At 50.1% G+C, this 25,310-nt stretch carries 24 protein-coding genes, 1 tRNA gene and 1 pseudogene (1 of these 26 cut by a window edge); 1 reads left to right on the forward strand and 25 read right to left on the reverse strand.

Features of this window, described 5'->3' with window-relative positions; translation table 11 throughout:
- The 11 genes and pseudogenes from HZB31_01185 to hflX form a co-directional block, all read right to left on the reverse strand.
- Window positions 1–42, reverse strand: partial view of an RNA polymerase sigma factor gene (locus tag HZB31_01185; GenBank protein MBI5846567.1) — the 5' portion only. 513 nt of this gene lie to the left of the window's left edge; only the first 42 of its 555 coding nucleotides appear in the window; it begins with the start codon at window positions 40–42; its stop codon lies beyond the left edge, outside the window.
- 185 nt (window positions 43–227) lie between these two features.
- Window positions 228–458: a DUF465 domain-containing protein gene (locus HZB31_01190; GenBank protein MBI5846568.1), complete on the reverse strand. Its 231-nt coding sequence runs from the start codon at window positions 456–458 to the stop codon at window positions 228–230.
- A 12-nt stretch (window positions 459–470) separates the two neighbouring features.
- Window positions 471–956: a peptidylprolyl isomerase gene (locus HZB31_01195; protein MBI5846569.1), complete on the reverse strand. Its 486-nt coding sequence runs from the start codon at window positions 954–956 to the stop codon at window positions 471–473.
- Between the two features lie 40 nt (window positions 957–996).
- A complete protein-coding gene (locus tag HZB31_01200) occupies window positions 997–1,506 on the reverse strand; it encodes a peptidylprolyl isomerase (protein ID MBI5846570.1) in 510 nt (169 codons plus the stop codon).
- A gap of 181 nt (window positions 1,507–1,687) precedes the next feature.
- Complete coding sequence (gene hemG / locus HZB31_01205) at window positions 1,688–3,058, reverse strand: protoporphyrinogen oxidase (GenBank protein ID MBI5846571.1); 1,371 nt, start codon at window positions 3,056–3,058, stop codon at window positions 1,688–1,690.
- Window positions 3,046–4,047 (reverse strand): ferrochelatase, encoded by a 1,002-nt coding sequence (hemH, locus tag HZB31_01210; protein ID MBI5846572.1) that lies wholly within the window; start codon window positions 4,045–4,047, stop codon window positions 3,046–3,048. Before hemH ends, hemG begins: the two co-directional genes overlap by 13 nt.
- A gap of 26 nt (window positions 4,048–4,073) precedes the next feature.
- Window positions 4,074–5,168: a response regulator gene (locus tag HZB31_01215; protein ID MBI5846573.1), complete on the reverse strand. Its 1,095-nt coding sequence runs from the start codon at window positions 5,166–5,168 to the stop codon at window positions 4,074–4,076.
- Between the two features lie 53 nt (window positions 5,169–5,221).
- Entirely contained in the window at window positions 5,222–7,378 is a 2,157-nt protein-coding gene (locus tag HZB31_01220) for a GAF domain-containing protein (GenBank protein ID MBI5846574.1), read from the reverse strand.
- 52 nt (window positions 7,379–7,430) lie between these two features.
- Window positions 7,431–8,456 carry a uroporphyrinogen decarboxylase gene (locus HZB31_01225; GenBank protein ID MBI5846575.1) on the reverse strand — a complete coding sequence of 342 codons (1,026 nt, stop codon included), beginning with the start codon at window positions 8,454–8,456 and terminating at the stop codon, window positions 7,431–7,433.
- A pseudogene (locus tag HZB31_01230) lies at window positions 8,453–9,530 on the reverse strand (radical SAM protein). The gene HZB31_01225 and the pseudogene HZB31_01230 overlap by 4 nt, the downstream one beginning before the upstream one ends.
- Window positions 9,531–9,565: 35 nt before the next feature.
- Window positions 9,566–11,149, reverse strand: a complete 1,584-nt coding sequence (gene hflX, locus HZB31_01235; protein ID MBI5846576.1) for a GTPase HflX — start codon at window positions 11,147–11,149, stop codon at window positions 9,566–9,568.
- Between the two features lie 193 nt (window positions 11,150–11,342).
- Here hflX and HZB31_01240 point away from each other — a divergent pair, with 193 nt between their 5' ends.
- Window positions 11,343–11,879 (forward strand): macro domain-containing protein, encoded by a 537-nt coding sequence (locus HZB31_01240; protein MBI5846577.1) that lies wholly within the window; start codon window positions 11,343–11,345, stop codon window positions 11,877–11,879.
- 109 nt (window positions 11,880–11,988) lie between these two features.
- Here the strand turns inward: HZB31_01240 and HZB31_01245 are convergent, their stop codons facing one another.
- From HZB31_01245 to HZB31_01310, 14 genes are all read right to left on the reverse strand, one after another.
- Complete coding sequence (locus tag HZB31_01245) at window positions 11,989–12,735, reverse strand: class I SAM-dependent methyltransferase (GenBank protein MBI5846578.1); 747 nt, start codon at window positions 12,733–12,735, stop codon at window positions 11,989–11,991.
- Between the two features lie 142 nt (window positions 12,736–12,877).
- Entirely contained in the window at window positions 12,878–13,969 is a 1,092-nt protein-coding gene (locus HZB31_01250) for a YeeE/YedE family protein (protein ID MBI5846579.1), read from the reverse strand.
- Between the two features lie 91 nt (window positions 13,970–14,060).
- Entirely contained in the window at window positions 14,061–14,615 is a 555-nt protein-coding gene (locus HZB31_01255; protein MBI5846580.1) for an aminoacyl-tRNA hydrolase, read from the reverse strand.
- Between the two features lie 3 nt (window positions 14,616–14,618).
- The gene (locus HZB31_01260) at window positions 14,619–15,287 is read right to left on the reverse strand and encodes a 50S ribosomal protein L25 (protein MBI5846581.1); all 669 of its coding nucleotides are present in this window, start codon (window positions 15,285–15,287) and stop codon (window positions 14,619–14,621) included.
- Between the two features lie 9 nt (window positions 15,288–15,296).
- Window positions 15,297–16,238: a ribose-phosphate pyrophosphokinase gene (locus tag HZB31_01265; GenBank protein ID MBI5846582.1), complete on the reverse strand. Its 942-nt coding sequence runs from the start codon at window positions 16,236–16,238 to the stop codon at window positions 15,297–15,299.
- 89 nt (window positions 16,239–16,327) lie between these two features.
- Window positions 16,328–16,402: transfer RNA gene (locus HZB31_01270), tRNA-Gln, on the reverse strand.
- A 12-nt stretch (window positions 16,403–16,414) separates the two neighbouring features.
- The gene (gene ispE / locus HZB31_01275) at window positions 16,415–17,266 is read right to left on the reverse strand and encodes a 4-(cytidine 5'-diphospho)-2-C-methyl-D-erythritol kinase (GenBank protein MBI5846583.1); all 852 of its coding nucleotides are present in this window, start codon (window positions 17,264–17,266) and stop codon (window positions 16,415–16,417) included.
- A gap of 35 nt (window positions 17,267–17,301) precedes the next feature.
- Window positions 17,302–19,002, reverse strand: a complete 1,701-nt coding sequence (locus HZB31_01280) for a tetratricopeptide repeat protein (GenBank protein MBI5846584.1) — start codon at window positions 19,000–19,002, stop codon at window positions 17,302–17,304.
- A 31-nt stretch (window positions 19,003–19,033) separates the two neighbouring features.
- Window positions 19,034–20,278, reverse strand: coding sequence for an insulinase family protein (locus HZB31_01285; GenBank protein MBI5846585.1), 1,245 nt, complete (start codon window positions 20,276–20,278; stop codon window positions 19,034–19,036).
- Between the two features lie 105 nt (window positions 20,279–20,383).
- Entirely contained in the window at window positions 20,384–22,480 is a 2,097-nt protein-coding gene (gene pnp, locus HZB31_01290) for a polyribonucleotide nucleotidyltransferase (GenBank protein MBI5846586.1), read from the reverse strand.
- A gap of 7 nt (window positions 22,481–22,487) precedes the next feature.
- The gene (gene rpsO / locus HZB31_01295) at window positions 22,488–22,757 is read right to left on the reverse strand and encodes a 30S ribosomal protein S15 (GenBank protein ID MBI5846587.1); all 270 of its coding nucleotides are present in this window, start codon (window positions 22,755–22,757) and stop codon (window positions 22,488–22,490) included.
- 111 nt (window positions 22,758–22,868) lie between these two features.
- Window positions 22,869–24,014: a metallophosphoesterase gene (locus tag HZB31_01300; protein MBI5846588.1), complete on the reverse strand. Its 1,146-nt coding sequence runs from the start codon at window positions 24,012–24,014 to the stop codon at window positions 22,869–22,871.
- Between the two features lie 19 nt (window positions 24,015–24,033).
- Window positions 24,034–24,477: a DoxX family protein gene (locus tag HZB31_01305; protein ID MBI5846589.1), complete on the reverse strand. Its 444-nt coding sequence runs from the start codon at window positions 24,475–24,477 to the stop codon at window positions 24,034–24,036.
- Between the two features lie 63 nt (window positions 24,478–24,540).
- Entirely contained in the window at window positions 24,541–25,299 is a 759-nt protein-coding gene (locus HZB31_01310) for a radical SAM protein (protein ID MBI5846590.1), read from the reverse strand.
- Window positions 25,300–25,310: the final 11 nt, after the last annotated feature.

The raw sequence follows: 25,310 nt of genomic DNA on the forward strand, positions 1-25,310 counted from the left end.
GCCGGCCATATATCGTTCGACAAGCCGAATATCATCATCCATCTGTATTCTTAGACCCCTCAGACAGGAAAAGGTTTAAACAAATAAAGCGGCCTTCTCAGAGACCTGCTATAGCTGTTATTGTTTATGGGACGCGGCAGGAAACATCTTGAAAAAATAAAAGGCAGGGGAAAGACTGGATAAACAGCCTTTCCCCTGCCTCGATACGATCACGTTTTTTTGATGATCTAACTGTCCGGATGGGCCTTCTTATAATCCCTCACCATTTCAGCCATCTTATCTTTAAGGTGAAGCTTTCTCTTTGCCAGCTTCTTGCGATCGAGGTCTTCCTCAGGCGTCAGGTAGACTTTCTTGTCAACTTCTATAAGCTGCATATCAAGGTCGTGGTGCTCATCACTCACTTTTCTGAACTCCTCGTTCTCCTGCGAAAGCTTAGCCATGATCTCCTGTTCTTTCACCTTTGCCTCCTCCTATTTCTCTATGATTTTGACCGTCATCTCCACTCTTTCATTAGGGTTGTCTCTCGCATCCCTGGGCTGGTTCACGATCTGATCGACAACATCCATGCCGGATACTACCTCGCCAAATACGGTGTACTGTCTGTCAAGAAACGAAGAATCCTTCACACAGATAAAAAACTGGGAACCTGCGCTATCAGGATTTGCTGACCGGGCCATCGAGAGGACGCCGCGTTTGTGAGGCTTATCACTAAATTCGGCCTTGACCGTATGGCCAGGGCCTCCCATGCCATGACTGGATTTATCAAGATTCCTGGAGTTCGGGTCTCCGCCCTGGATCATGAACCCCGGAATTACGCGATGAAAGGTCGTATTGTCGTAAAAACCCTTCCGGGCAAGCTCGATAAAATTGTTCACATGATTTGGGGCTATCTCCGGGAAGAACTTCAATTCAACTGCACCAAATTTTGTTTCAATAACTGCATGCGTATCTGCCATTCCTTCTTCTCCTCCTACTCAATCGTTAGCCTCTCTGGTATCAGGGCTTTTCCTCGATCACTTTGATTTTGATCTCTACCCGTTCGTTCGGATTGTTGGTACGCCGATCCTGGGGCAGCGTTGCGATCTTGTCCGCCACTTCCATGCCGCTCAGGACCTCGCCGAAGACGGTATATTGTCCGTCAAGTATAGCCTGCTGCCTCGGGTCCATATCAAAGCAGATAAAAAACTGGGAACCTGCGCTATTTGGATCGCTCATCCGGGCCATCGAAACGATGCCGCGTTTGTGAGGTTTCTTATTGAATTCAGCCTTGATCGTATATCCCGGCCCTCCTGTACCGTAGGCTGCACGCCTCGCCGGGTCCTTGCTGATCGGATCGCCGCCCTGGATCATAAAGCCTGCCATGACACGGTGAAATACTGTCCCGTCATAAAATCCGCTCTTTGCGAGTTCAAGAAAATTCTTTACATGCCCGGGCGCAACATCGGGGAAAAACTTCAGGGTCATATTGCCGAATTTTGTCTCGATGACCACCCTGGTTGCGGCCATTTTCTTTACTTCCTCTTTCGTAGCCGTGACAGATTTCACCTCTGCCGACACGGCTGCGGCATACATGCAGACGCAGAAAACCACCAATACATACAAAACTCTTTTCATGCGAATTGCTCTCCTTGTCCAGATAGTCCTGAATAATGCAGAAAATTCATATAGTGTCCCTATTGTAGCTCATTCAGGCAGATTCCTCAATAATCTTTTCTGCAAGCTTTGCCGAGTTCTCAATGCAGTCATTGACACTGATGCCGCGGTAGGCATTGCCCGTCAGGTAAAGGTTCTTCTGCTTTGCCAGTATCGCGTCAATGTTCCTCAGCCGCTCGGTATGTCCCACGGTGTACTGGGGGATTGCCATCTCGTGCCGGTATATGCGCACAAAATCAGGAGCAGCGGTGATCTTGATGATATCAGACAGTTCCTTTCTGATCGTCGCCAGCAATTGCGGTTCGGGCTGCATGGCAAGGTCAGAGGCCCTCGCACCACCAACCATGACCCGTAAAAGCGCATATCCTTCCGGCGCCCTGTTTTGGAAGATGCTGGAGTCATAGAGCGTACCCAGAATCTTCCGTTTTTCGCGGGATGGAATGAGATACCCAAAGGCATCGAGGTCTGCCGTGAACTTATCTTTCTTATATCCGAGACAGGCAACGGAGACCGAGGGATACGGTATTTCAGATAACGTGTTGGAGAGTTTTTTGTCGATATTTTTCATCATCTCTGAAGCCGCATATGCGGGTGAGGCAACAATGACCGTCTCTGCCTCAAAGGAAGAGCTGTCGGCAAAATGAATGGTATAACTGCTGCCTTTTTTTTCGATCGAGACCGCCCGGTAACCGAGACGGAGCCTGTCACCGAGAACCGCCTTGAGAGTTCGGATCAGTTCTCCCATACCGTCAAAGAATGAAGTAAGTATGCCGGCCGGCCCAGCTCCGACCTTTTCAGATGATCCCTGTTTTTTCTTTTCCTGCTGGAGTTTCAGCATGCCCCGGATGAGACCGCCGTATTTCTTTTCCAGGTCATAGACTCTGGGAAAGCATGCCCTGAGGCTCAGGGTCTCAGGATTTCCGGCATAAATGCCGGACGCCATGGGATCGATCAGTTTCTCATAGGCCTCTCTGCCCAACCTTCTCCGCGCAAACTCTGCAAGGGTCTCTTCTTCCTTTGCATTCCCTGCAATGAACGGTTCAGCCATGACCCTCAACCTGCCCGGCAGACTCAGGAGTTTCGAAAAGAGAAATGCCGGCGGAGACTCAGGCAGCCGATGAAGCACTCCGTTTGAGAAGATAAACCGCTTCCGTGATGCATCGTTGCTGCGCATGGGCTCAAGAGCCAGTTTCTTTGAAAGTTCGAGCGTCTTCGGCTTATTGTCAAGAAAACCGTTCACCCCCCATTCACAGAGAAAACCCTCTGCCTTGTCCGACCATATTTTCCCGCCGGGCCGCTGCTCAGCTTCAAAAATCGTTATATCAGCTTCGGCGTCTTTTTCAAGAAGAAACCAGGCAAGCGAAAGCCCTGATATGCCGCCACCGATAATCGCTATTCTTTCCATCCTGCCTCCTCCATTCCGTGAACAACAATATCAGCCAGAGCTGAAATAAACGTCGGCGAGAGGTTCAAAGATTCTGCCCGCTCAAGCCGTATGCCAAGCAATGCTGCCATCTCCCGGTAAAGCATATCAATTTCATACAGGGTCTCAATATGGTCAGAAACAAAGCTGATCGGGACCGCAAGGACGTTCTTTATCCCCTTTGAGGCCATCTCCTCAAGCATCTGCTCGGTAGAGGGCTCCAGCCAGGCCACAGGTCCGCTCTTTGACTGATACGAGAGTTTCCAGGGATTGCCGAACCTCGCGGTCACCGCTTTTATCGTTGCCATGATATGGTCTACATAGGGATCACCTTCATCCACAAACTTCTTCGGAAGACTATGTGCGCTGAAAAGCAGATGCACGTCTGTTGGCTTGATCCCAGGAGTCAGGGATGAAGAACAAAATAGTGCCAGCCCCTTCGCTATCTTTTCTGCAAGCGCATCGATATAACGCGGCTGATCGTACCAGGACATGATATGATGGGTTCTGATCGACGGGTAGGCGGTCAAAACCCTCCTGAGTTCAGAAAGCGACGATGCGGTAGTTGCGACAGAGTAGTGGGGATAGAGACTGAGAACCACGACCTTATCAATACCTTCTGCAGAAATACGACTGACCGCATCTTTGGTAAAGGGATGCCAGTATCGCATGCCGACAACGACCTTGAATTCTGTCTTACGGCCATGGGAGGCTGACTCCTCATTCAACGATGTTTCAAGGGCCTTTGCCTGATCATCCGTAATTTCCCTGATCGGTGATTTTCCCCCAATGAGCGCATAGGCAGCCTTTGTCTTGGCTGACCGCAGGGAGGAGATCAAAAAAGCAAGAGGCTTCTGAAGAAACACCGGACCAAGTCTTATGATCTCTCTGTCGGAAAAGAGGTTGTACAAAAAAGGCTGAACAGCCGCAAGTGAATCAGGGCCACCGAGATTGAGGAGCAGAACTCCAATGGAACGCTTCGTAGCCGCTTCCAAGGTCAGTCTTGATATCCTTCAAATATTCGGTCAAATTCGTCTGCAGCTTCGGCAAAGACATCGAGAATCCTGGGGTCAAAATGCTCAGGTTTCGTCCGGCCATCACCTTTCACGATAATGTTAAAGGCCTGTTCATGACTGAAGGGCGGCTTGTAGGGACGCTTGGACCGAAGCGAGTCATACTGATCGACGATATTCATGATCCTTCCCATAAGGGGAATATCCTCACCCTTGAGCCCTCGCGGATAACCGGTCCCATCCCATCGCTCATGATGCGTGAGAGCCACCACCTCTGCAGCAGAGAGGAATTCAGAAGAAGACTTTGAGAGTATCCTGGCGCCGATGGTCGTATGCGACTTGATAATTTCGAACTCCTCAGGCGTCAGCTTTCCCGGTTTCAGAAGAATATTGTCCGGAATTCCGATCTTGCCGATATCGTGCATAGGGCCTGCGTAAAAAATGGTCTCGCAAAAATCGCCCGCCTGCCCCAACTGCTCGGCCAGGATCCTGCAATAATAACTTATGCGTTTGATATGCGTTGCAGTATCCTCGTCCTTGAACTCGGCAGCAAGAGTGAGCCGATGGATCGTCTCGATATAGCTGCTTTTTATCTCCTGGTGGGCAGATTCGATATCGTCCATTGCAATCTGCAGCTCATAGGTCCTGTTCCTGACTTCCTGCTCAAGCCGCTGATTATGGCTGAGCATGAAGTCCTCATAATCCTTGATTCTCAGCAGATTTTTTACCCGGAGGATCAATTCGATTCTATCGATCGGTTTGGTCAGAAATTCATTCGCCGAGACCTCAAGCCCCCTCAGCTTTGATTCTCTGTCACTGAGTGCGGTAACGATCACAACCGGGATGTTTGCCGTTTCAGCGTCGTTCTTGATCAGACTGCAGGCCTCGTATCCGTCCATGTCGGGCATCATGATGTCCAGCAGCACCAGGTCAGGGAAAAGAGCCTTTACCTTCTCGACCGCCTCCCTGCCGTTTGAGGCTGTTTCGGCCTCATATCCCTCTGCCCTCAAGAGGGAACTGAGCAGCTTGACATTCTGCTCTTCGTCGTCGACCACCAGAATTTTCTTTTTATCTCCCATAGACCATGCCTTCCTTCACGCCGCATCTCCCCGATTCTTCTAAGCCTACCATGTCAGGGCCGCTGTGGCAATACGAAAATAAACCTGTTGCCGGCGGACAATCCATCATCAGGGGACTCTGCCGGCACCCCCTCGGCCCATATCCTGCCCCCATGGAGTTCCACATACCTTTTGCTCAGGAGAAGTCCTACATTGTCCTGTTTTCTCTCAATCGTGGTATCAAATTGTTTATAGGGATCAAAGAACCTCACGCGCTCTGTATCGGTTATAGCCGGACGAGAATCCGTGATCGCGACCTTAATGCAATCCCGCTCAGGAAGCAACGGCAACCGATCGGCCGTCGCAGATGCTTCCTGATTGCCGGAAATATCAGCAGGGCTGCAGCTTACCCGGGCAGTCTCTATCAGGATAGTCCCCTTGTCAGGCGTTGCATTAATAGCATCCGTAAGCAGGTTTACAAAGACCTGTTTGATTTTGCTTTCGTCAACGGTCAATAATCGTGCATCCTCGGCGACGGTTACGGATATGTCTATCCGGTGTTTTTTTGCCTTCTCCCGAAAGATATAGAGGGCATTGTTCATGATATCGCTGATATTGTATTCGCCATAACAAAGCTCTATACCGCCCGTCTCCATCTTGCTCAGATCCAGGACCTCATTAATCAGCTTCAGGAGCTTCAGGCCGCTTTGATAAATGTATTCAAGGTATTCCTTGTGGTCAGCCCGAATCTCACCATAAATGCCCTGGGACATTGCTTCGGAAAACCCGATAATTGCGTTCAGAGGAGTCCGCAGGTCATGGGACATATTCGCCAGGAAGGCGGACTTTGCCATATTAGCGCTCTCGGCAAGCAATTTTGCATCTTCCAGCTCCCGGGTTCTGCTCTTGACCTTGGCGTCAAGGTCTGTCAGCAGCGTCAGATTTTCGATCGCGATCGCCGCCTGGTTTGCATAAACCTGGCATAGTTCCACCTTGTCGGGTGTAAAATAGCCGAGCTTATCACTGTAAAAATTCAGAACTCCGATAACTGCCGTGCCGCCGCAGATAAGGGGTACGGACAACATGGAGCCATATTCTTTTTTCCCCGCATCACTGAGCCACGGCGTAAATATCGGATCGTTCTTTATATCGTTGATGATCTGAGGGATATTGAGCCGGATCGCTGTACCGATTGCCCCTCTGCCGGTAGGGGAATCATCCCACGTAATGGTACTATTGTTAAGGCAGCCTTCTTCAAAGCCGGCATACGCAACCGGTGCAACACTATAATTGCCCTCGTGAAGCAGTCCGAGCCAGACCATCCTGAAGTCAAAGAGTGCCCTGGCATTTTCGCAGATCGCCTTATACAACGGCAATTCATCAGTAAACCCGACAATGGCGTTCGACGCATTATTGAGCGCCAGGACATTGTCAGAGCGCTGCCTGATTTCATGAAAAGCGTCCTTCAGCCTGGCAGTCATCTCATTGAACCGTTCGGCAAACTGACCCATCTCGTCCTGGTTTGTCACCTCTATGCAGACATCAAAATTCCCCTTCCTGATTTCGTGCGCCGCATGGGCAAAACTTCTCAACGGTTTGACAATATTCTGCCTGATATACATGATTGTGATGATGGTTGCGGCACAGAATATTCCGAGAACGTAGAGCCTGAAAATATCGAACTTCCGGATATCTTCCTCATAATTTGCAAGAAGAAAACTCACCAGACGGTCAACATGGGCATTATACTGATAAATCTTAGAGTCATATAAACGCAATAAATCCCTGGCATCGCTTTCAGAAACAGTGGAGGGCAACTCAATGATCTTCACAACCAGGGGTTTCATCTCACCCTGCCATTTATCGGTCACTGCATTAAAAAGGGCAAGGATTTCAGGGCTTATTAGCGGCTTCAAATCCAGTTTCTTATTGCCTTCCTTCAGGTAACGGGCAGTAGTGTCATAATTATCCAGAATCGATCTGAGTTCGTTGACAAAATCCGTCCGTTTTTTTTCATCGAGCCTTTCGACATCCCGCTCGACCAGGCGTTCGAGCATCCATGCGATCTCAAAGGGTTTGGATTTAAACTGGCCGGCAAGGTCGATACCAGCTGCTTTGCCTTTCATGTTGTGGGTAAAAACAAAGTCAGAATAGGTATCAATGGCAAGAAAGAGAAGCAGAATTATGCTGATGACAACAAACTGCCGCGTCAGCGTTCCGAAGAAATTCATGAATCGTATCTATCCTCTGCCCCTGCTCACGATACAGGAGACGTTGTGATCATTACTCTTTTCTGCCGTATTTGTGCACAGCCTCAACCATAGCGATTGCATTTTCAACCGGCGTTTCTGGCAAAATACCGTGTCCAAGATTGAAAATATGCCCTCTCGCAGGTTCTGCCTTGAAAAGAATATCCTTTACCCGCTCCTCGATATGCTCCTTAGGCGCAAAGAGCACCAGAGGGTCAAGGTTTCCCTGGATCGAATATTTCTTGCCCAGTTTCTTTGCAGCCTTCGCCATGTCAACGCGCCAGTCAATACCGATGACATCAGCCCCGCATTTCTTGACGATCTTGAGCAGTCCGGAGCAGTCGTTCACAAAATAGATGACCGGCACGTCGAATTTCTTCAGCGCCTTGATCGCCGACTTCACAAACGGAAATATCATATTTTCGTAGTCATAGGGCGCAAGAATACCTGCCCAGGAATCGAAGAGCTGCACCGCCTGAGCACCTGCATTGATCTGTGCCGAGAGATATTCAATGACCGTAGCAGTAATCTTTTCCATGAGGGCCTTGAAGAGACCGGGGTTCTGATACATCATCTTCTTCGTATGCATGAAGTTCTTTGAACTGCCGCCTTCTATAATATACGTAGCAAGCGTCCAGGGCGCGCCGGAAAAACCGATAAGCGGCACCTTCAGTTCCTTCCGCAGGAGCTTTATGGTATCGAGCACAAAAGGCATGCTGTCTTCCGTGTCAGGGATGACCAGCTTGTCAACACCTGCCTTGGTCCTGACCGGGTCTGCAAGGATAGGCCCTTTCTTGTCATGAAACTCAAGCGGCATGCCCATCGCCTCCACCGCAATAAGGATGTCGGAAAAAAGGATCGCGGCATCAACACCAAGGATATCGACCGGCTGAAGTGTCACCTTGGCTGCAAGTTCCGGGGTTTTGCAGAGAGTCAGGAAGTCAACCTTGGAGCGCACCTCCTGGTATTCCGGCAGATACCTGCCGGCCTGTCTCATAAGCCATACCGGCGTATAGTCAACCTTCTCTCCACGGCATGCCCTTAAAAATGTATCGTTCATTTTTCCACCTTTTCCCTTTCAAGTCTTTTCGGTTTATAACTGCAGAATGGTTCTTCTTCGAGATAGTCTCCGTACACAGAATATGCCCGGGCCCTGCATCCGCCGCAGACATTCACATATTCACAGGCGCCGCACCTGCGCTTGTATTTCTTGAAATCACGGAGGGCCTTGAAGAGTTCAGAACCCTCCCAGATCTCCTTGAATGATTTTTCTCTGACGTTGCCTGCAGGCAGGTTGAAGTAGCTGCAGGGCAGGACATTGCCGTCAACATCGATCAGGCAGATGAGCTGGCCGGCAAGACATCCCTTGGACCCGCCGGTCGAAAATTTAAGGGTCCTCTTCTTGAACTTCTCGCCGTCCTCTTTTGCCCTCTGGAGCGTCACGCGGTAATAATGAGGTGCACAGGTAGGTCTGACCAGAAGAAGGTCCTCTTCCTTTTCCATGTCATAGTGCCAGTCCAGGATCTTGTCATAATCCTCTTTGGAGATGAGTTCGTTCATGATCTCCTCGCCCCTGCCTGTCGGAACGATCATGAACATGTACCATGCGGTGGCGCCAAGCTCCTTTGCAAGTTTATATACCTGCGGGATCTGTTCCTGGTTCCTCTTGGTGAATGACGAGTTGATGATGAACTCGATACCGTGTTTTTTGAAAAGCTTTGCAGCGTTAATAGTCCCTGCAAACGCGCCTTTTTCATTCCTGAAATCGTCATGCACAGTCGCGTCAGCACCGTCAAGACTGAGAGAGACAATCCTGAATTCCGGACTGTTTGATCTTATCGCAGATCTCGTCAGTCACGAGCGTGCCGTTCGTTGCAAGGCACATTCTGAGACCTTTGCCGGTGCCGTACTGCGCGATCTCAAAAACATCTTTTCTCGTAAGAGGCTCTCCGCCAGAAAGAACGACAACCGGCTTGGCATAGCTTACGATATCATCCAATACCCGGTAGGCCTCTTCAAGAGAAAAATCCGGATGACCCTTTATCTCCATTTCCGATGCAGAGCGGCAATGCACACAGCGCAGGTTACATCTGCGCGTAATCTCCCATGCTATCCATTTTGGGCTGAATTCCATCTATCCTCCGGGGAATAACCTGTTTTATCTGAATATTATACCCCTGATTGAGGCAATTTTTCATCAAAGATACGCTCGGCAACAACACCAAGGAGCCGGGGGAAGGTCTTGCGGTCAAGGGCAGAGATCGTGACAGCATCAAAACGGAGCAGGAGGTTTGCCTCTTCCTCCCTGCTTATGCGGTCGATCTTGTTGAAGAGATAGAGACGCTGCTTGTCAAGAAGATTGAGATCAGAGAGTATCTTTTCGACCGAGGCTATCTGCTGTTCAAACCGCGGGTTCGATGCGTCTATGACATGCAGGAGCAGGTCAGCGTCCTCGAGTTCCTCAAGCGTTGCCTTAAATGCTGCCATGAGGTCCTTCGGCAGATCCCTGATAAAGCCTACCGTATCGGTAATAATCACTTCGCGGTCGCGCGGAAATTTAAGCCTTCTGCTTGCCGTATCCAGGGTCGCAAAGAGTTTATCCTCAACAAAGGTGTCACTCTTCGTAAGCGCATTGAGGAGCGTTGATTTGCCGGCATTCGTATACCCGATGATCGAGACGATCGGCAGTCTGTTTTCGAGCCTTCGCGCCTTTCTCTGTCTCCGTGCCTCGCTCAGCATCTTCAGTTCTTTTTCAAGAAGGTTGATACGCTCCCGGACACGCCGTCTGTCTATCTCGAGCTTCATCTCTCCAGGCCCTCTGCCTCCCACACCGCCCATAAGACGCGACATGGCAGTGCCTTTCCCCGCAAGCCTCGGCAGCCGGTATTTGAGCTGGGCAAGCTCGACCTGAACCTTGCCATCCCTACTATGGGCACGGCGGGCAAAGATGTCGAGGATGAGCTGCGACCGGTCAATTACCTTCAGTTCGGTCATTGCGCTGATTGTTTTGATCTGCGAAGGCGACAGGTCCTGGTCAAAGACCAGAAGCGTAGCACCCCTGTTCATGGCGTTGATAACCAGTTCCTTTATCTTGCCTTCCCCCATGAGGTGACGGGAGCTGATCTCACGGGGACGCTGGATAACCGTATCGAGGACGACAACATCACTTGATTGCGCAAGCTCCCGGAGTTCGTCCATAGAGTCTTCCTGTTCATACTTCGGCATTTTCGATACGCTCACCAGAATGGCCCGCTCTTTCAGTCCGCCCGCATCCGGCCTGCCGGATGTTGAGCCGACATCGAGTACGCGGACCTTTTCGGCCTCTTCCTCAAAGGAACTGACAAAACCGTCAAAATCAAAGTCCAGGGAATGGATATCCTCAGACGGCAGTACGCTGTAGGGCTTTGCGCCGCTGCCAGGGTCGAGATGGGCGATATAGAGCTTATCCGGCTGTCCAGCCTTAAGACCTATCGCAGCGATCAGGTCGAACCGGAGCAGAGAAAGGTCAGTCAGGTCATCATGGCTCAAAGGTTCATTATTAAGATGCGTATGGATGAGTCTAAGGCCGCGCAGATGCTTCCTGCCAAGCGGATAGTCATCAAGGTTCGGCAGGAAAAGGCCCTTTGCCTCACCGACGATAACATGGCTTATTTCTCCCTTCCTGGTCACGAGTATGCCTATCTGTCTTTTAAGCTCGGCGGATATGCCTGCGATGTATTTGGCAAGCTCGATGCTTACAATTTCGTTATGCATGCGCCGGCGGTAGATCCTTTCGAGGGCATGGATCTGGCCGCCCTTCAAACCTGAGAGATGACCGTAAAGTTGCGGAATACTCGCCTCCCTGAAATTAAAATAACCGGCAAAAGAACATATAATGTGCAGCTTTGCTGTATCATTGTAGCATACAGTGCCGCTGCGAATATAAGAAGGAGTAACTATTTTGAAGATGATAGCCCACCACACCATTGCCGGAAAGACCCTGCGACTGATTCAGGGTGACATTACACATCGGGATGTCGATTCCATTGTCAATGCAGCAAATTCCTCCCTGCAGCATGGCGGCGGCGTAGCAGGTGCTATCGTGCGCAAGGGCGGCAAGGTCATCCAGGACGAAAGCGACAGGATTGCCCCGGTGTCTGTAGGACATGCGGCAATGACCGGCGCCGGCAAGTTGCCGGCAAAGTTCGTTATCCATGCGGTGGGGCCGAGGATGGGAGAAGGGGATGAAGAGAACAAGCTGAAGAGTGCGGTAGCGAACAGCCTCAGACTCGCCTCTGAAAAAAAACTTTCGACCGTATCCTTTCCTGCCATAAGTGCAGGTATCTTCGGTTTTCCAAAAAACAAGTGCGCAAAGCTGCTTGTGGGAGAGGCCGTGAACTTTCTCAAAAAACATAAAGAAAGCAGCCTTGCGGTTGTGGAGTTCTGCATTTACGATGACGAGACGCTCGATTATTTCAAAAAGGAATTTGATAAGCTGAAATAGTGACTTGCTGAATCCCCGGGAGCAAACATTCCTGATACCCCCCCATTAAGCGTAGTGTTAGGTATGATTGGATTTTCTCCACTTTCTGAGTCGCCTGGTAATCCCCTCATCACCGCGTCATCAGTGCGAACACGCCCCAGCCCAGGTATTCACGCGTGTAAGCGGCGTAGCGCTCGGGTTCCGAGGTTAGTTTGGCTCGAACATCTTTCGCAAACTCGTCGTCGGGATTGTCTTCAAGCCATCGGCGCATGGTGAGCCACTTGGCCGCCTCGTATCTGTCCCAGCTGTCTTGGTCTGCCAAAACCATTTCCACGACGTCGTAGTTGAGGTGGCCGAAAGACGCGAGAATTTGCGGAAGCATGAGAAAGTCGGAGATCGAGTTGGCAAGACACTCCTTGGCAACATCTTCCGTCGGCGGTAACTGCCGCCAGTAGGGCTCGCCGATGAGGATGATCCCTCCACTGCGCAGGCTCCGCGATAGAAGCTCGATCGTGCCGGTGACTCCCCCGCCGATCCAGGTGGCACCGACACAGGCTGCAACACCGACCTTCATGTCTGAGACATAGCCGGCAGCATCGCCATGGATGAACTTGACGTGATCGGCAACACCGAGTTCTACAGCACGGAGTTTCGCTTGCTCGGTGAATAACTGACTCATATCGATGCCGGTGCCGATGACGCCGTGATCGCGTGCCCAGGTGCACAGCATCTCGCCCGAACCGCTGCCGAGGTCGAGCACTCGGGTCCCCGATTCCAGACGCAGCGCCGCGCCGAGAGTGGCGAGCTTTTCGGGTGTGATCGGGTTATGGATGCGGTGAGCACTTTCGGTAATGTTGAAGATCCGTGGAATATCCAATGCAGAAAATCTCCTTATGGGTGTGAATAGATTCAGTCACTGCAAGCAGGCTAATATATCATGCTTTGTGCCGGAAAAAGAAGGCCCCGGAAAACGTCCTGGCGTTTTCCGGGGCTTTATCAGTCTTACACGATAAAGCGTATTATTCGTCCATATCCTGCATCGGTTTGATGAACTTGAAATAGACCATGGTCCAGTTGCCTAAAATTATTGCGATCGTCGCGGCGATGCTGCCGATCGAAAGCGTCGAAGCGCCCGTCAGCGCCTGACCTACATTGCAGCCGCCAGCACAGGCAGCTCCGAAGCCCATAATAAAGCTTCCGCCCAGCACCGTCAGCAGCTCCTTTGCATCACGCGGAGTCTTCCAGATGAACTCCTTTAATAATTTGGCGCTGAGGAAAGATCCAAGAGGGACACCGATAATGAAGAAGATCGCCCAGGTAACCTTGATATTTTCGCCGATTGCAAACATCGGGAAGAACTTGGAGCGCGCATCTCCGGTCAAAAAGGTAAAGAAGAGTTCTCCGGTCGGGGTAGTGAAATTGAGGCCCCTGGCAAACCCGGGCGACCCGAAAAACTCAGACGCCCAGAAGGTGAGCACACCGGCAAGGCCGACCAGCAGCGCGGTAACAGACCAATAGAACCCTTTGGACTTCCTTATCGTAAATGGCTTGCTTTTGGAGGCGAAAAACAGGCAGACCGCGCTTATCACCGCGATTGCGATCCATTTTGCAGCAAGGGAGTCTCCGAAAAAACCATGTATCGTAAGTGCGCCTTCTCCAACCTTAACGCTCCTCAGCAGGTCATAGAGCGGCCTGAGCACTCCGTTTGTCGTTGAACCGATACCAAGGAAAAAACCGAATACGGCAAACCAGGAGGCAAGCTGCCCTTCGCCGACCCTGTACACAATACCGCTGCCGCAGCCTCCGGCCAGTACGATGCCAAGTCCGAAGATATACCCTCCCACAATGTTGGCCAGAGGATAAAAAGACTGAGCCTTGAGATGGATTATCTCCATGTCATGCAGCAGGTTGGAACCGACCAGCATAACAACCAGGGCAACGAGATACGCATGAAAAAGGGTGAAATCCTTGATAAAGATGGTATCTCTGAAGGCGCTGTTCATACAGAATCTGCCCTTCTGAAGGATATACCCGAACAACCCTCCAACCAGAAGACCTGAAATGACGAACCCCAACGTTATCTGCGGCAAACTTTCTGCGACACCTTCCATATTTACCCCCCGATAAAAAATTTAGTGTGTTAAATTATCACAGCAGGGGTGTTTTGTCAACGCAGGGTTACTATAAAAAAAGCTTATAAATCTATGAGTTAAACCTGTTCATCGCCTTGTCAGCGCCAGCATCAATTATACAGGAAACAGCGTCAACTGCCCTTGCCACAGACTCATGTATCAGGTCCTGTTCTTCTTTTCTGAACCTGGACATGACATAGTCTTCTGTCGGAATAAACGGATCACGCCCTATCCCAATTCTGATCCTGATAAAATCCTGAGTGCCGAGATTCTGAATCATTGATTCTATGCCCTTATGGCCTCCCGAAGAACCCTTCTTTCTGATCTTCAGTTTGCCGGCCTCAAGGTCAAGGTCATCATGGACAGCAATAATATGCTCAGGAAGCACCGTATATTTCGAAAAGACCTTCCTGACTGCGCTGCCGCTCCTGTTCATAAACGTCAACGGCTCCATCAGGACGACCTTATGGCCGCTGATGGAGCCGCTGCATGATCTATAATCCATCTTTTCCCTGAAGTCCAGGCCCAGATTCTTGGCGAGCCTGTCCAGAACCATAAAACCGATATTATGCCGCGTCTTTGCGTACCGGGTGCCCGGATTGCCAAGACCGACAAGAAGCCACAAAAACTATTTCCCCTTCTTCTCAGGTGCAGCTGCGCCTTCATCCTCTTTTTTGCCCTTCTTGGCAATTTCAGGTTCAGCTACTGCAGGTGCGGCCGCTGCAACAGGTGCGGTTTCCTCAACAGACTCAACGATATTCACAATGACATCATGAGGATCCGTGAGGATCTTGATTCCTTCCTCAAGCTTCAGGTCGCTCACATGGATCGACTGGCCAATCTCAAGCTTTGAGATATCGATATCGATCTTGCCCGGGATCTTGTCAGGAAAACACTCGATCAGTATTTCCCTGAGCGGATGCTGGAGAATGCCGCCGTCTCTCTTAACACCGACAGGCTCTCCGTGGGTTGCAACGTGGACCGTAATCTTGATTGACTCGGTAAGTGAAACTTCAAAGAAATCCGTATGCAAAAGCTCGCTTCTGACCGGATCAACCTGGAAGTCCTTCAGAAGTGCAAGCTTATTGACGCCGTCAGCGAACTGAAGGTCCACCATAACCTGCTCACCTGCCACCGAGTTGATCAGCTTTGCCAGTTCTTTCCTTACGAGCTGGATCGACTGCGCATTGCCTGCCCTGTACAGCGTAGCCGGAACCTTGCCGCTCCTCCTGAGTGAACGTGCAGCGCCCTTGCCCTGCCCTGACCGTATTTCTGCCTGTATGCTCATTTTCTCCATCGTATCCTCCTATACAAATAGTGTACTTAACGTTGTTTCTTCGTGTATTCTCTTAATCGCCTCGCCAACAATGGGGGCAATGCTCAGCACTTTGAGCTTACTGCATTGCTCCTTCTTGCTGTCAAGGGCAATGGTGTTCGTGACGATCAGATGCTCAATAGGAGAATTGTTGATCCTCTCCACCGCAGGTCCTGAGAGTACCGCATGTGTACAGGCAGCCGACACCCTTCTGGCGCCCTTTGACATAAGCGCGGATGCTGCCTGGGCCATGGTGCCTGCGGTATCAACCATGTCGTCAAGGAGCAGAGTGTCCTTGTCCTGCACATCACCGATCACATTCATGATCTCGCACTCATTCGCTTTCTCGCGACGTTTGTCGACAATTGCGATCGTGCAGTTCAGCCTTTTGGCAAATGCCCTTGCCCTTTCAACACCTCCCGCGTCAGGTGAGACAATAACCAGATTGTCCGTATCGAACTGCTCGTTCATATAGTCGAGCAATACCGGCGCAGCATATAGATTATCCACAGGGATATTAAAGAAACCCTGGATCTGTCCGGCATGCAGGTCAACCGTAAGGACCCTGTTCGTGCCGACCGCATTAATAAGGTCTGCAACCATCTTTGCCGAGATCGGCACCCTGGGCTGGACCTTTCTGTCCTGCCGCGCATAGCCATAATAGGGGATAACAGCAGTTATCCTGCCGGCAGACGCACGCTTAAGGGCATCGACCATCAGCAGGAGTTCAACCAGATGGTCGTTTACCGGAACTGACGTTGACTGTATAACGAAAACATCCGAGCCGCGCACATTTTCGTTGATGCGGACCATGATCTCTCCGTCACTGAACGTTGACAAAGTCACATCTGCCAATGGGGAGTTCAATTTGCCGGCAACTTCAGTTGCCAGCTCCCGGTTCGACGATCCAGAAAAAATCTTTAATCCCTTCAGCATACTTTCTCCCTGTTATTATTGAACCCTTCAGTGAGGCTGCATCCTTCAGCGCTTCACCTTTCACTAACCGCAATATTGATACCAAATGGCTGGGGCGGGAGGATTCGAACCTCCAAATGGGAGCTCCAAAAACTCCTGACTTGCCGTTTGTCGACGCCCCAACAAGACCAAGATCAATTCTTTTTAACCGTAAGCGTTTTGACGGCCCGGCACCAGTATCCGCCCATGCTTTTCGATGCGTTCCGTGCGTCTTCTTCTGTCCTGAACACACCAAAGACCGTTGAACCGCTTCCACTCATTGCAGAGATGACCGCCCCCTGTCGAAGAAGCAGTTCTTTGATCCTGCCGATCTCGGGATATGCCTTCAGAACCGGCAATTCAAGATCATTATTTTGCAAGGAACGCAAAGCGACAAAATCTTTTCTGACAAGACATTGACAGAATAGTTTAATATCAACAGGCTGTTTTGTCAACCCAATGTGCAGTCCCGCATAAGCCCATGCAGCGGATACCGGGATACCCGGATTAACCAGAAGCAGCGGTATTTCGCTGGCATCCCGGACAGATGTGATAACCTCACCCCTTCCCTGCACAAGCGCGAAGGTGTCCTCGATAAAAAAAGGGACGTCTGATCCAAGCTCTGCACCCATATGCCTGAGATTTTCCGTATTCAGATTTAATCCCCATAGCCTGTTAAGGCCGATGAGCGTATAAGCAGCGTCGCTGCTTCCTCCTCCCATTCCGGCTGCAAGCGGAATATCTTTCTTCAGCGTTATCCGCGCTCCGGCCCTCACACCAGCCCGGGCCCGCATGAGAACCGCAGCCTTGAAGACCAGATTATTTTCAGCCGGAAGATCAGCAATGTCCGTTATGACCTCCAGCTGTTCACTCTCTTCAAACAGGAGCGTATCAAAGAGACTGACACGCTGCATGAGGCTCACGATATTGTGATATCCGTCCTCTCTTTTGTTCAGGACAGAAAGAAACCAGTTGATCTTTGCAGGCGCTTCAAGGACAAATGACATACCGTAATGAGATGAACGAAAAGCAGGGACAAACGTCACTTTTTCGGTTCTTTTTCGAGACCGCTCAACTTCTTTTCGACCCGCTCCTTCAACCCCTCCTCTTTTTCATGGAGCTGGAGAGATTGTCTCCAGGCCCCGACTGCCAGATCCTTGCTGCCCATCGCATGATAGACATCGCCAAGATGTTCGTAAAGCACCGGGTCATCCCCAGCAAGGCTCACAGCTTTCTTTATCGCCTCCAGCGCCTGCTCAAACTTGCCCTGTTTAAAATAGACCCAACCGAGACTGTCGATATAATATCCGTTGCCGGGTTTAAGCTCCATAGCGCGTTGTATCAGAGACAGCGCCTCATCCAGATTAGCGCCCTTGTCAGCATAGGAATACCCGAGATAGTTCAATGCCTCGGTATTCTTGGGATTAACCTCAATGGCCTTGCGGAGTTTAATAACCATGTCATCAAAACGGCCGGTCTTTTCATACACAACCGCAAGCGTAAAAAGCAGTCCGTCATTATCCCCGAATTTCACAAGGGCCTCATGAAGGACCGCTTCGACTTTCTGATAGTCCTTATTCTGCATAAGCTCATTGGCATAGTACAGATAGATCTCAGGCTTCTCTTTCTCAAAACTCAGTATTTCCTCGTAGACCCTTATCGCCTCATCATTTTTCTTCTGTTTCCCGTAGATATACGCAAGGTGAAGAAACGCGCTGATATTGGAAGGTTCCTGCCTGATTACCGACTTCAATGTCGCAAGCGCCTCATCATATCTGCCGGTCTCCTCAAGCACCAGTGACAGGTAATACAGGATCATGGTGCTGTCAGGTTTAATCGACAACGCGATGTTCAGCTCCTCCAAAGCCTTTTCATACTGTTTCTCCTCTATAAAAAACATGCCCATGCGGGCATGGACGTCAGCATCTCCAGGCGATTGTCTGCTGATGATCGTAAGCTCATCAAGCGTTTTTCCCGATGTCCTTAGTCTCATGTAGGCCTGGGCAAGCCGCTGCCGCATCTGGCCGTTATAAGGGTTGATCCTGACCGCCTCTTCAAAATTCTTAATGGCATTTTCAAGGTCATTCCTGGTTTCAGCAATAATGCCCAGCTTGAAATAGGCAGTATCCGCATCCGGGTTGAGCTCGATCGCATTCCTCAGATATTCAGCAGCTTTGTCATAGTCCTTCTTGTCGATGTATACAGAGCCAAGAAGGTCAAAAGCCTTGTATGATGCATCGGGGTCCTTCCGTATCAGTTCCGCCAGCACGTCACTGGCACGATCATACTGATCAAGATAGTAATACAGAAAGCCAAGCATCAGGAGGTTATCACTATTGTCAGGCTGCAGCTTCGATAGTCTCTCAAGCACCTCGATGGCGTCCTGATATTTCTTCTGCTTCCTGAGAATTTCGGTCTTCAGTTTCAGCGCATGAATATCGTCAGGCTCTGCCCTCAGCAGCGAATCCATAATGGAAAGGACTTCATCAGACTTCTCCAGACGGTTCAGCACATACCCCAGCTGCACCCTGATGTACCGGGACAAGGGGTCTATCACCAGGGCCTTTCGATAGAGCGTTTCTGCTTCGCGCCAGTTGTGCGCAAGTTCAGCTTCGTATCCCCTGATAAAGAAAAAAGCCGCATCAGGATCAGGCATTTTCGTTTCAACGGAGGTCTTGGGCTTTTGCGAAGCACACGACGATAGCAGGGCAAAAAAGAGGACAAAAAGGAGCAGTTTCTTCATTTTTTATTATTACATAAAGGGGAAGGAATGTTCAAAAAATGCCGTCTAATACATCTTTTTCCGCAGGGCCATATACGACGGCAGAGAAGAGGGACTTCCTGATCAATCGTTCCGCAAGATCAGCGATCTGATTCATGGTAACGCGGTCAACCGCCCTGATAATTTCATCCGGTGAAATATATTTTCCGAAATACATCTCCTGCCTGGCTATATTATTCATGCGGCTGTTTGTCGACTCCAACGCCAGCAGCATGTTTCCCTTGAGATGCCTCTTCGACTTATCAAGCTCTTCCTCCGTTATGGTCTCCTTAAGCCGCATCATTTCCCGGACAATGAGGTCCGACACTTCACTTACCCTTTTTCTGCTGACGCCGGCATATACTGCCCAAAGCCCCGAATCGAGATACGATGAGGTAAATGAAAAGACTGAATAGGCAAGTCCGCGGTTTTCACGAATTTCCTGAAAAAGCCGGGAACTCACGCTTCCGCCAAGGATCGAGTTCAGAATGAAAAGTGCATAGCGTTCATCGCTCGCCTGCGAGATTGCCGGAACACCGATACAGATATGGGCCTCTGCAAGATCTTTGGAAACAACCCTTGTTTCAGAGTGGAATACCGGAACAGCACCTATCTTCGGTTCAGAACCCTGTCTCAGACCTCCAAAACGATGGTTGAGTATCTTCATCATCTCTGTGTGGTCGAAGTTGCCCGCACAGGCAATAACAATATCTTTTGTTCCATAGTAACGCCGGATATGAGAAAGAATATCTTCCCGCCCGAAAGAGGCAATAGTCTCCCTGGTGCCCAGGATGGACTGGCCAAGACCCTCACGGCCCCATACGGTTTCGTTAAAGAGATCATGGATAAAGTCATCCGGCGTGTCCTCAACCATTTTGATCTCTTCCCTGATGATCTGCTTCTCTTTTTCGAGCTCGTCCTCAGGAAACGTTGAATGGACGAAGATCTCCGAAAGAAGATTAACCCCCTTTTCGAGATACTCGTCAAGCACCTTCACATAAAAAGCGGTGTTCTCACGTGACGTATAGGCATTCAGGTCTCCGCCCATGGTATCTATCTCGACGGCAATGTCCTTGGCCGTATATTTCTTCGTGCCTTTGAAAAACATATGTTCAAGAAAATGAGAGATACCATTTTCAGTTCTGGATTCATAGCGGGAGCCGACCTTCACCCATACACCCACAGCAACTGCGCGAACTGTTTTAAATGATTCCATCACCACCGGAATACCGTTTTCGAGATGTTCTTTTATAAACATGGTTACCTCAATGTATCAGAATTTGCGCTCAAAGAAAACGTTGTCTCCAGAAAATAAAAAAGGGGATTGCCATCCCCTTTCCCTTAATTCTTTTTCCGCAGGAGCCTATTTATCTTTACTTTCCTGCTCCTTCATTGCCTCTTTACGGCTCAGCCGGATCTTGCCCATCTTGTCTATTTCTAAAACCTTTACCAGTATCTCGTCGCCTTCGTTGACTTCGTCGGTCACATTCGCAACTCTCTTGTCCGACAACTGCGATATATGGCAGAGCCCCTCGGTACCGGGCAGTATCTCGACAAATGCCCCGAAGTCCATGACTTTCTTCACCTTGCCCAGATAGATCTTTCCGATCTCGGCTTCAGCAATGATCCCGTTGATAATATCAATCGCCTTCTGTGCAGCTACCCCATCAGAAGCAGCGATACTGATGAGACCGCTGTCGTCGATATTTATCTTTACGCCGGTCTTCTCAATAATGCCGCGTATGACCTTGCCGCCTGTGCCGATGACCTCGCGGATCTTGTCCTGCTTGATCTGCATGGTATATATTCTGGGGGCGTGGCTTGCAAGTTCTTTCCTTGGCTCAGTCATGGTCTCTTTTATCTTGTTCAGAATAAAGAGTCTCCCCTGTCTGGCCTGCTCAAGCGCCTTTTCCATTATTGCACGTGATATGCCGCCGATCTTTGTGTCCATCTGGAACGCAGCAATACCGTTTTCCGTTCCGGTAACCTTGAAATCCATATCGCCCAGATGATCTTCCAGGCCGAGGATGTCCGTAAGCACGACAACGCGGTCACCCTCTTTTATCAGTCCCATCGCAATGCCGGCAACAGGAGCCTTGATCGGAACACCCGCATCCATCAATGCAAGAGTCCCTCCGCATACTGAGGCCATTGACGATGAACCGTTGGACTCAAGGGTATCAGATACAATTCTTACCGTATAAGGGAAGTCTGTCTTGGAAGGCATGATAGCCCTGATCGACCTCTCGGCAAGAATCCCGTGCCCGATCTCGCGCCTGCCGGGAGACCTGAGCGGTTTCACCTCGCCAACGCTGAACGGCGGGAAATTGTAGTGCAGCATAAATGACTTCGAGGTCTCACCCTCAAGGGAATCGATCCTCTGCTCATCATCTGTTGTTCCCAGTGTAACCACGGCAAGGCACTGGGTCTCGCCTCTGACAAAAAGGGCAGAACCATGAGTCCTCGGCAGAAGGCCGACTTCTGCGCTGATAGGCCTGATCTGCTCCGGAGTCCTTCCGTCAGCACGGACATTCCTGGTCAGAATCATGTCCCTGACAAGGTTCTTCTCTATATCATTAAACGCAGCAGCGATATCCTTGGCAATATCTTTTTCCCCTGTGTTTAACAGTTTTATGATCTCCTTGAGGATCTCATCAAGCGCTGACTGTCTCCTCAGCTTGTCCGGAATGACAATAGCTTCGGTAATCTTTCCGAGCGCCAGTTCTTTCACTTTATTCTTAAGGTCCTCGTCTTTGACCGGGACCGTGAAACTTCTCTTTGGCTTGCCGACTATTTCTCTGAACTCGTTCTGGACAGCGCAGAGCTTCTTTATCTCCGCATGCGCCAGATCAATGGCTTCAAGCAGGTCGGACTCGCTCATCTCCTGCGCACTGCCCTCTACCATGGCAACCGCATCCACCGTTCCTGCAACAACCAGATTGAGGTCGCACTCCTCCACTTCCTTAAGGTCTGGATTAATGATGAACGCACCATTGACCCGTCCTATCCTGACTGCGGCCACAGGGCCGTCAAAGGGAATGTCAGATATATGGAGCGCCGCAGACATGGTTGTTATGCCAAGAACATCGGCAATATTCTCTTCACCATATGAAAGCACATTGACAATCCCCTGGGTTTCACAGCTGTAGCCCTTGGGGAAAAGCGGCCTGTGAGGCCGGTCAATAAGCCGGGAGGTCAGCACCTCTTTTTCAGTAGGTCTGCCCTCTCTCTTGAAAAAACCGCCCGGTATCTTTCCGGCAGCATACGTCTTTTCGAGGTAATCGATCGTTAAGGGGAAAAAGTCTATCCCTTCTCTCGGCGTCTTGCTGCTCACCGCAGTTGCCAGCAGTACCGTGTCGCCGTACCGGGCAACAACCGAGCCGTCAGCCTGCCGTGCCATCTTTCCTGTCTCTAAATTTAATTCCTTGCTGCGAAGTTCAATTGCAACAGTCTTAATCATTATTCTCCTATTTTCTGATGCCAAGTCGAGCGATTATCTTCTCGTACCGTTCTTTGTTTGTCGTTTTGAGGTAGTCAAGGAGCTTTCTTCTCTGACTTACGAGCATGAGCAGTCCTCTCCTTGAGTGATGGTCCTTCGTATGGGTCTTGAAATGCTCGGTCAGATACGTTATTCTGTCGGTCACAATTGCTATCTGAACCTCGGGAGAACCAGTATCCTTCTCATGCATCTTGTAATCACCAATAATTCCTTCTTTTCTTACCTTGTCAAGTGCCACGCTTTCACCGCCTTTTCACATAAAAGTATATTAAGGTATCAATTCTAACACAGCAACTAATACTCTGTAAAGACAGAGAGTTTGAGTTTCCCGCCGCGGATATCCGGACATTCAGCTCTCAGGATTACGCACCAGATCAATCACCGTTACCTCAGGCGGGGAAAGAAAACGAATGGGAGGCCCCCACGTGCCCGTTCCCCTGCTGACATAAAGACGCGAGCCGAGGTCAAGGCGCGCCAATCCGGCATGCACCGGGTAATACAGCTTCGTAAGAAGGCTGAAGGGAAAGATCTGGCCATGGTGAACATGACCTGAAAGCTGCAGGTCGAAGAGGCCAATAGACCCCCCGTCCACAAGAGGCCGGTGCTTCAGGAGCAGGGTAAATTTTTCCTGCGGGAGCCGTGCGAGCATCTCTTTTTCAGCACCATCGCCTGCACCTGCCCATGGCCTTACTGCCCTGTCATCCACACCGGCAATACTCAAAACACCATCGAGATCAACCGCTTCATTGCGCAGGACCCTGAAGCCAGACTTCCTGGTAAACGCAAGGGCCTGCTCAAGCCCTGCGTAGAATTCATGGTTTCCTGTGACGGCATATTTGCCGTATCGCGGATTGATCCTGCTGAACATTTCAGCCAGTCCCGGCATGCCGTTGATCTGACCGTCAACAAGATCACCGGTAGATACGACAATATCCGGAGAAGCCTCCCTGACAAGGTCCAGTATCCGTGCGAGCCGTTCTTCCCTGATGATCAGGCCGAGATGAACATCAGATATCTGAACGATCCTTATAGTTCCGATTGCCGCAGGGATCTTTGACGTTGTTATGGTTATTGTTTCTGTCCTGATGTTCCTTGCCTCTCCATAACCGTAGGCCGCAATAAGCAGCGAAAGGATCAGGGGCAGAAAAAACAGGACGCCGGCAGTTGGCTTGAGATTCGCGTACTCGGTTTTCCCCATGAGTTCAAGAGACCGGAGCAGCAACCGGTACAGATCAAGGAGCAGGGATGACGATGAAAATAAAAAGAGTATGCCGAGCCAGGTATAACCGAAATAGGAGAGCATGCGCGCAGACTGCTCCAGCCCCTGCTTTTCCGCCTGCCTGATAAAAAAAGGGGCAAAGAGCATCAGCGTCATAAAAAGCGATAGTGCCGTGCCTGGAAGCAATCCGAAATGGAGCGCTGCCCGCGCCCGGACAAAAGCGTACAGGTGCATACCTCCGTATGCAAGAAAAAACGTGATAAAAAAGAGAGACATGGCCCGCCTTAGAACAACGCTACTTCTTCACAATCATTCGATCAATCGAAAACGCACCGCCGCCCCTTGCTGCAAGAGCAAGGGCAATGCCTACAACAAGGACATGAAACTCAAACCCTTCACCCTTCTGGTTACCCATCCAGTTCATAAAAAAGCCGTTTTGCAGGTGATTGCCATACGCGCAGACTGCCATGGCAAAACCGATGGCAAGCGCAAAGACACGAGTGAAAAATCCCCCAATCAGACAGAGCGCACCGATGAACTCAGTTATCATGAGAAGTATTACCGCAAACAGGGGCAGATGCACCTTTGTCGTGAATATCTCTATGGTTTTTGCATACCCCGGGCCGCCAAACCATCCGAGCACTTTCTGGGCACCATGCGGGAACATGACAATACCGAGAGCCAGCCGCAAGAATATGCTTCCTTTGTTGTTATCTGTCCTCAAAAGCGCCTTGAACATGATGACCTCCTCGTTTCTGTCTGGTTCCGTTCTTTGCTATATTATAGCTCAGTTATCAGGACTTCAGCAGTCCGTCACCTTTTCCGTGCCGATACTCGTTTTGATTCGGGTCCTGATCTCTTCGGCAAAACTCTTGTCGAGCCATTGCATCATTCCAAGTTTTTTGAACAAATGGGCAGTTTTGTTTGCGTAGTTCATCCTGCTGATCAGGATGGAATCTGCGTATTTGCCGATCTTTCCGCTCAGGACCTCCGGGTTCATTGGCAGCATCGGCCCGATAAACACATAGGTTTTTACACCACTCTCCTTCAATTTCCTGAGCGTATTTATGCGGGCCTCAATCGGAGGGGCGCCCGGTTCAAAAATCTTTCGCATTACTTCATCGTCAGTTGATATCGTGATACCGACTTCAATCTCATCGAATCCTTTAATAATATCAAGGTCTCTGAGCACCAGCGGAGACTTGGTAAGGACACCCACAGGGAATTGATGCTCAAACAGAATTTCGAGACATTGCCGGGTTAAACGATATTTGACCTCTATCGGCTGATATGCGTCCGTCACGGAACTGATCATCACATGACCCCGCTTCGCTTTTTGCAGCTGTTTTCTGAGGAGTTCAGCGGCATTGACCTTAACATCAACAAAAGCCCCCCACGGCTCTGTGTGGCCGGTATATTTCTTCATGAAGGTCGCATAGCAGTATACACAGGCATGGGAACAGCCGACATACGCATTAATACAATAGTCAGTACCAGGGATACCTGACTTTGAGAGTATGGACTTGGCCTGTATCTCTCTGATGATAGGGCCATTATTCATGAAGAAAAAGC

Source organism: Nitrospirota bacterium (genome assembly GCA_016235245.1).
GTDB lineage: Bacteria > Nitrospirota > Thermodesulfovibrionia > Thermodesulfovibrionales > UBA6898 > UBA6898.

What these genes read in the sequence shown, in the direction of transcription:
- HZB31_01195 (MBI5846569.1), bottom strand. Translation starts at nt 956, where the DNA reads ATGGCAGATACGCATGCAGTTATTGAAACAAAATTTGGTGCAGTTGAA.
- HZB31_01200 (MBI5846570.1), bottom strand. Translation starts at nt 1,506, where the DNA reads ATGGCCGCAACCAGGGTGGTCATCGAGACAAAATTCGGCAATATGACC.
- hemG (MBI5846571.1), bottom strand. Translation starts at nt 3,058, where the DNA reads ATGGAAAGAATAGCGATTATCGGTGGCGGCATATCAGGGCTTTCGCTT.
- HZB31_01215 (MBI5846573.1), bottom strand. Translation starts at nt 5,168, where the DNA reads ATGGGAGATAAAAAGAAAATTCTGGTGGTCGACGACGAAGAGCAGAAT.
- HZB31_01220 (MBI5846574.1), bottom strand. Translation starts at nt 7,378, where the DNA reads ATGAATTTCTTCGGAACGCTGACGCGGCAGTTTGTTGTCATCAGCATA.
- HZB31_01225 (MBI5846575.1), bottom strand. Translation starts at nt 8,456, where the DNA reads ATGAACGATACATTTTTAAGGGCATGCCGTGGAGAGAAGGTTGACTAT.
- hflX (MBI5846576.1), bottom strand. Translation starts at nt 11,149, where the DNA reads ATGCATAACGAAATTGTAAGCATCGAGCTTGCCAAATACATCGCAGGC.
- HZB31_01240 (MBI5846577.1), top strand. Translation starts at nt 11,343, where the DNA reads ATGATAGCCCACCACACCATTGCCGGAAAGACCCTGCGACTGATTCAG.
- HZB31_01250 (MBI5846579.1), bottom strand. Translation starts at nt 13,969, where the DNA reads ATGGAAGGTGTCGCAGAAAGTTTGCCGCAGATAACGTTGGGGTTCGTC.
- HZB31_01260 (MBI5846581.1), bottom strand. Translation starts at nt 15,287, where the DNA reads ATGGAGAAAATGAGCATACAGGCAGAAATACGGTCAGGGCAGGGCAAG.
- ispE (MBI5846583.1), bottom strand. Translation starts at nt 17,266, where the DNA reads ATGTCATTTGTCCTTGAAGCGCCTGCAAAGATCAACTGGTTTCTTTCT.
- HZB31_01280 (MBI5846584.1), bottom strand. Translation starts at nt 19,002, where the DNA reads ATGAAGAAACTGCTCCTTTTTGTCCTCTTTTTTGCCCTGCTATCGTCG.
- HZB31_01285 (MBI5846585.1), bottom strand. Translation starts at nt 20,278, where the DNA reads ATGTTTATAAAAGAACATCTCGAAAACGGTATTCCGGTGGTGATGGAA.
- pnp (MBI5846586.1), bottom strand. Translation starts at nt 22,480, where the DNA reads ATGATTAAGACTGTTGCAATTGAACTTCGCAGCAAGGAATTAAATTTA.
- HZB31_01300 (MBI5846588.1), bottom strand. Translation starts at nt 24,014, where the DNA reads ATGTCTCTCTTTTTTATCACGTTTTTTCTTGCATACGGAGGTATGCAC.
- HZB31_01305 (MBI5846589.1), bottom strand. Translation starts at nt 24,477, where the DNA reads ATGTTCAAGGCGCTTTTGAGGACAGATAACAACAAAGGAAGCATATTC.
- HZB31_01310 (MBI5846590.1), bottom strand. Translation starts at nt 25,299, where the DNA reads ATGAATAATGGCCCTATCATCAGAGAGATACAGGCCAAGTCCATACTC.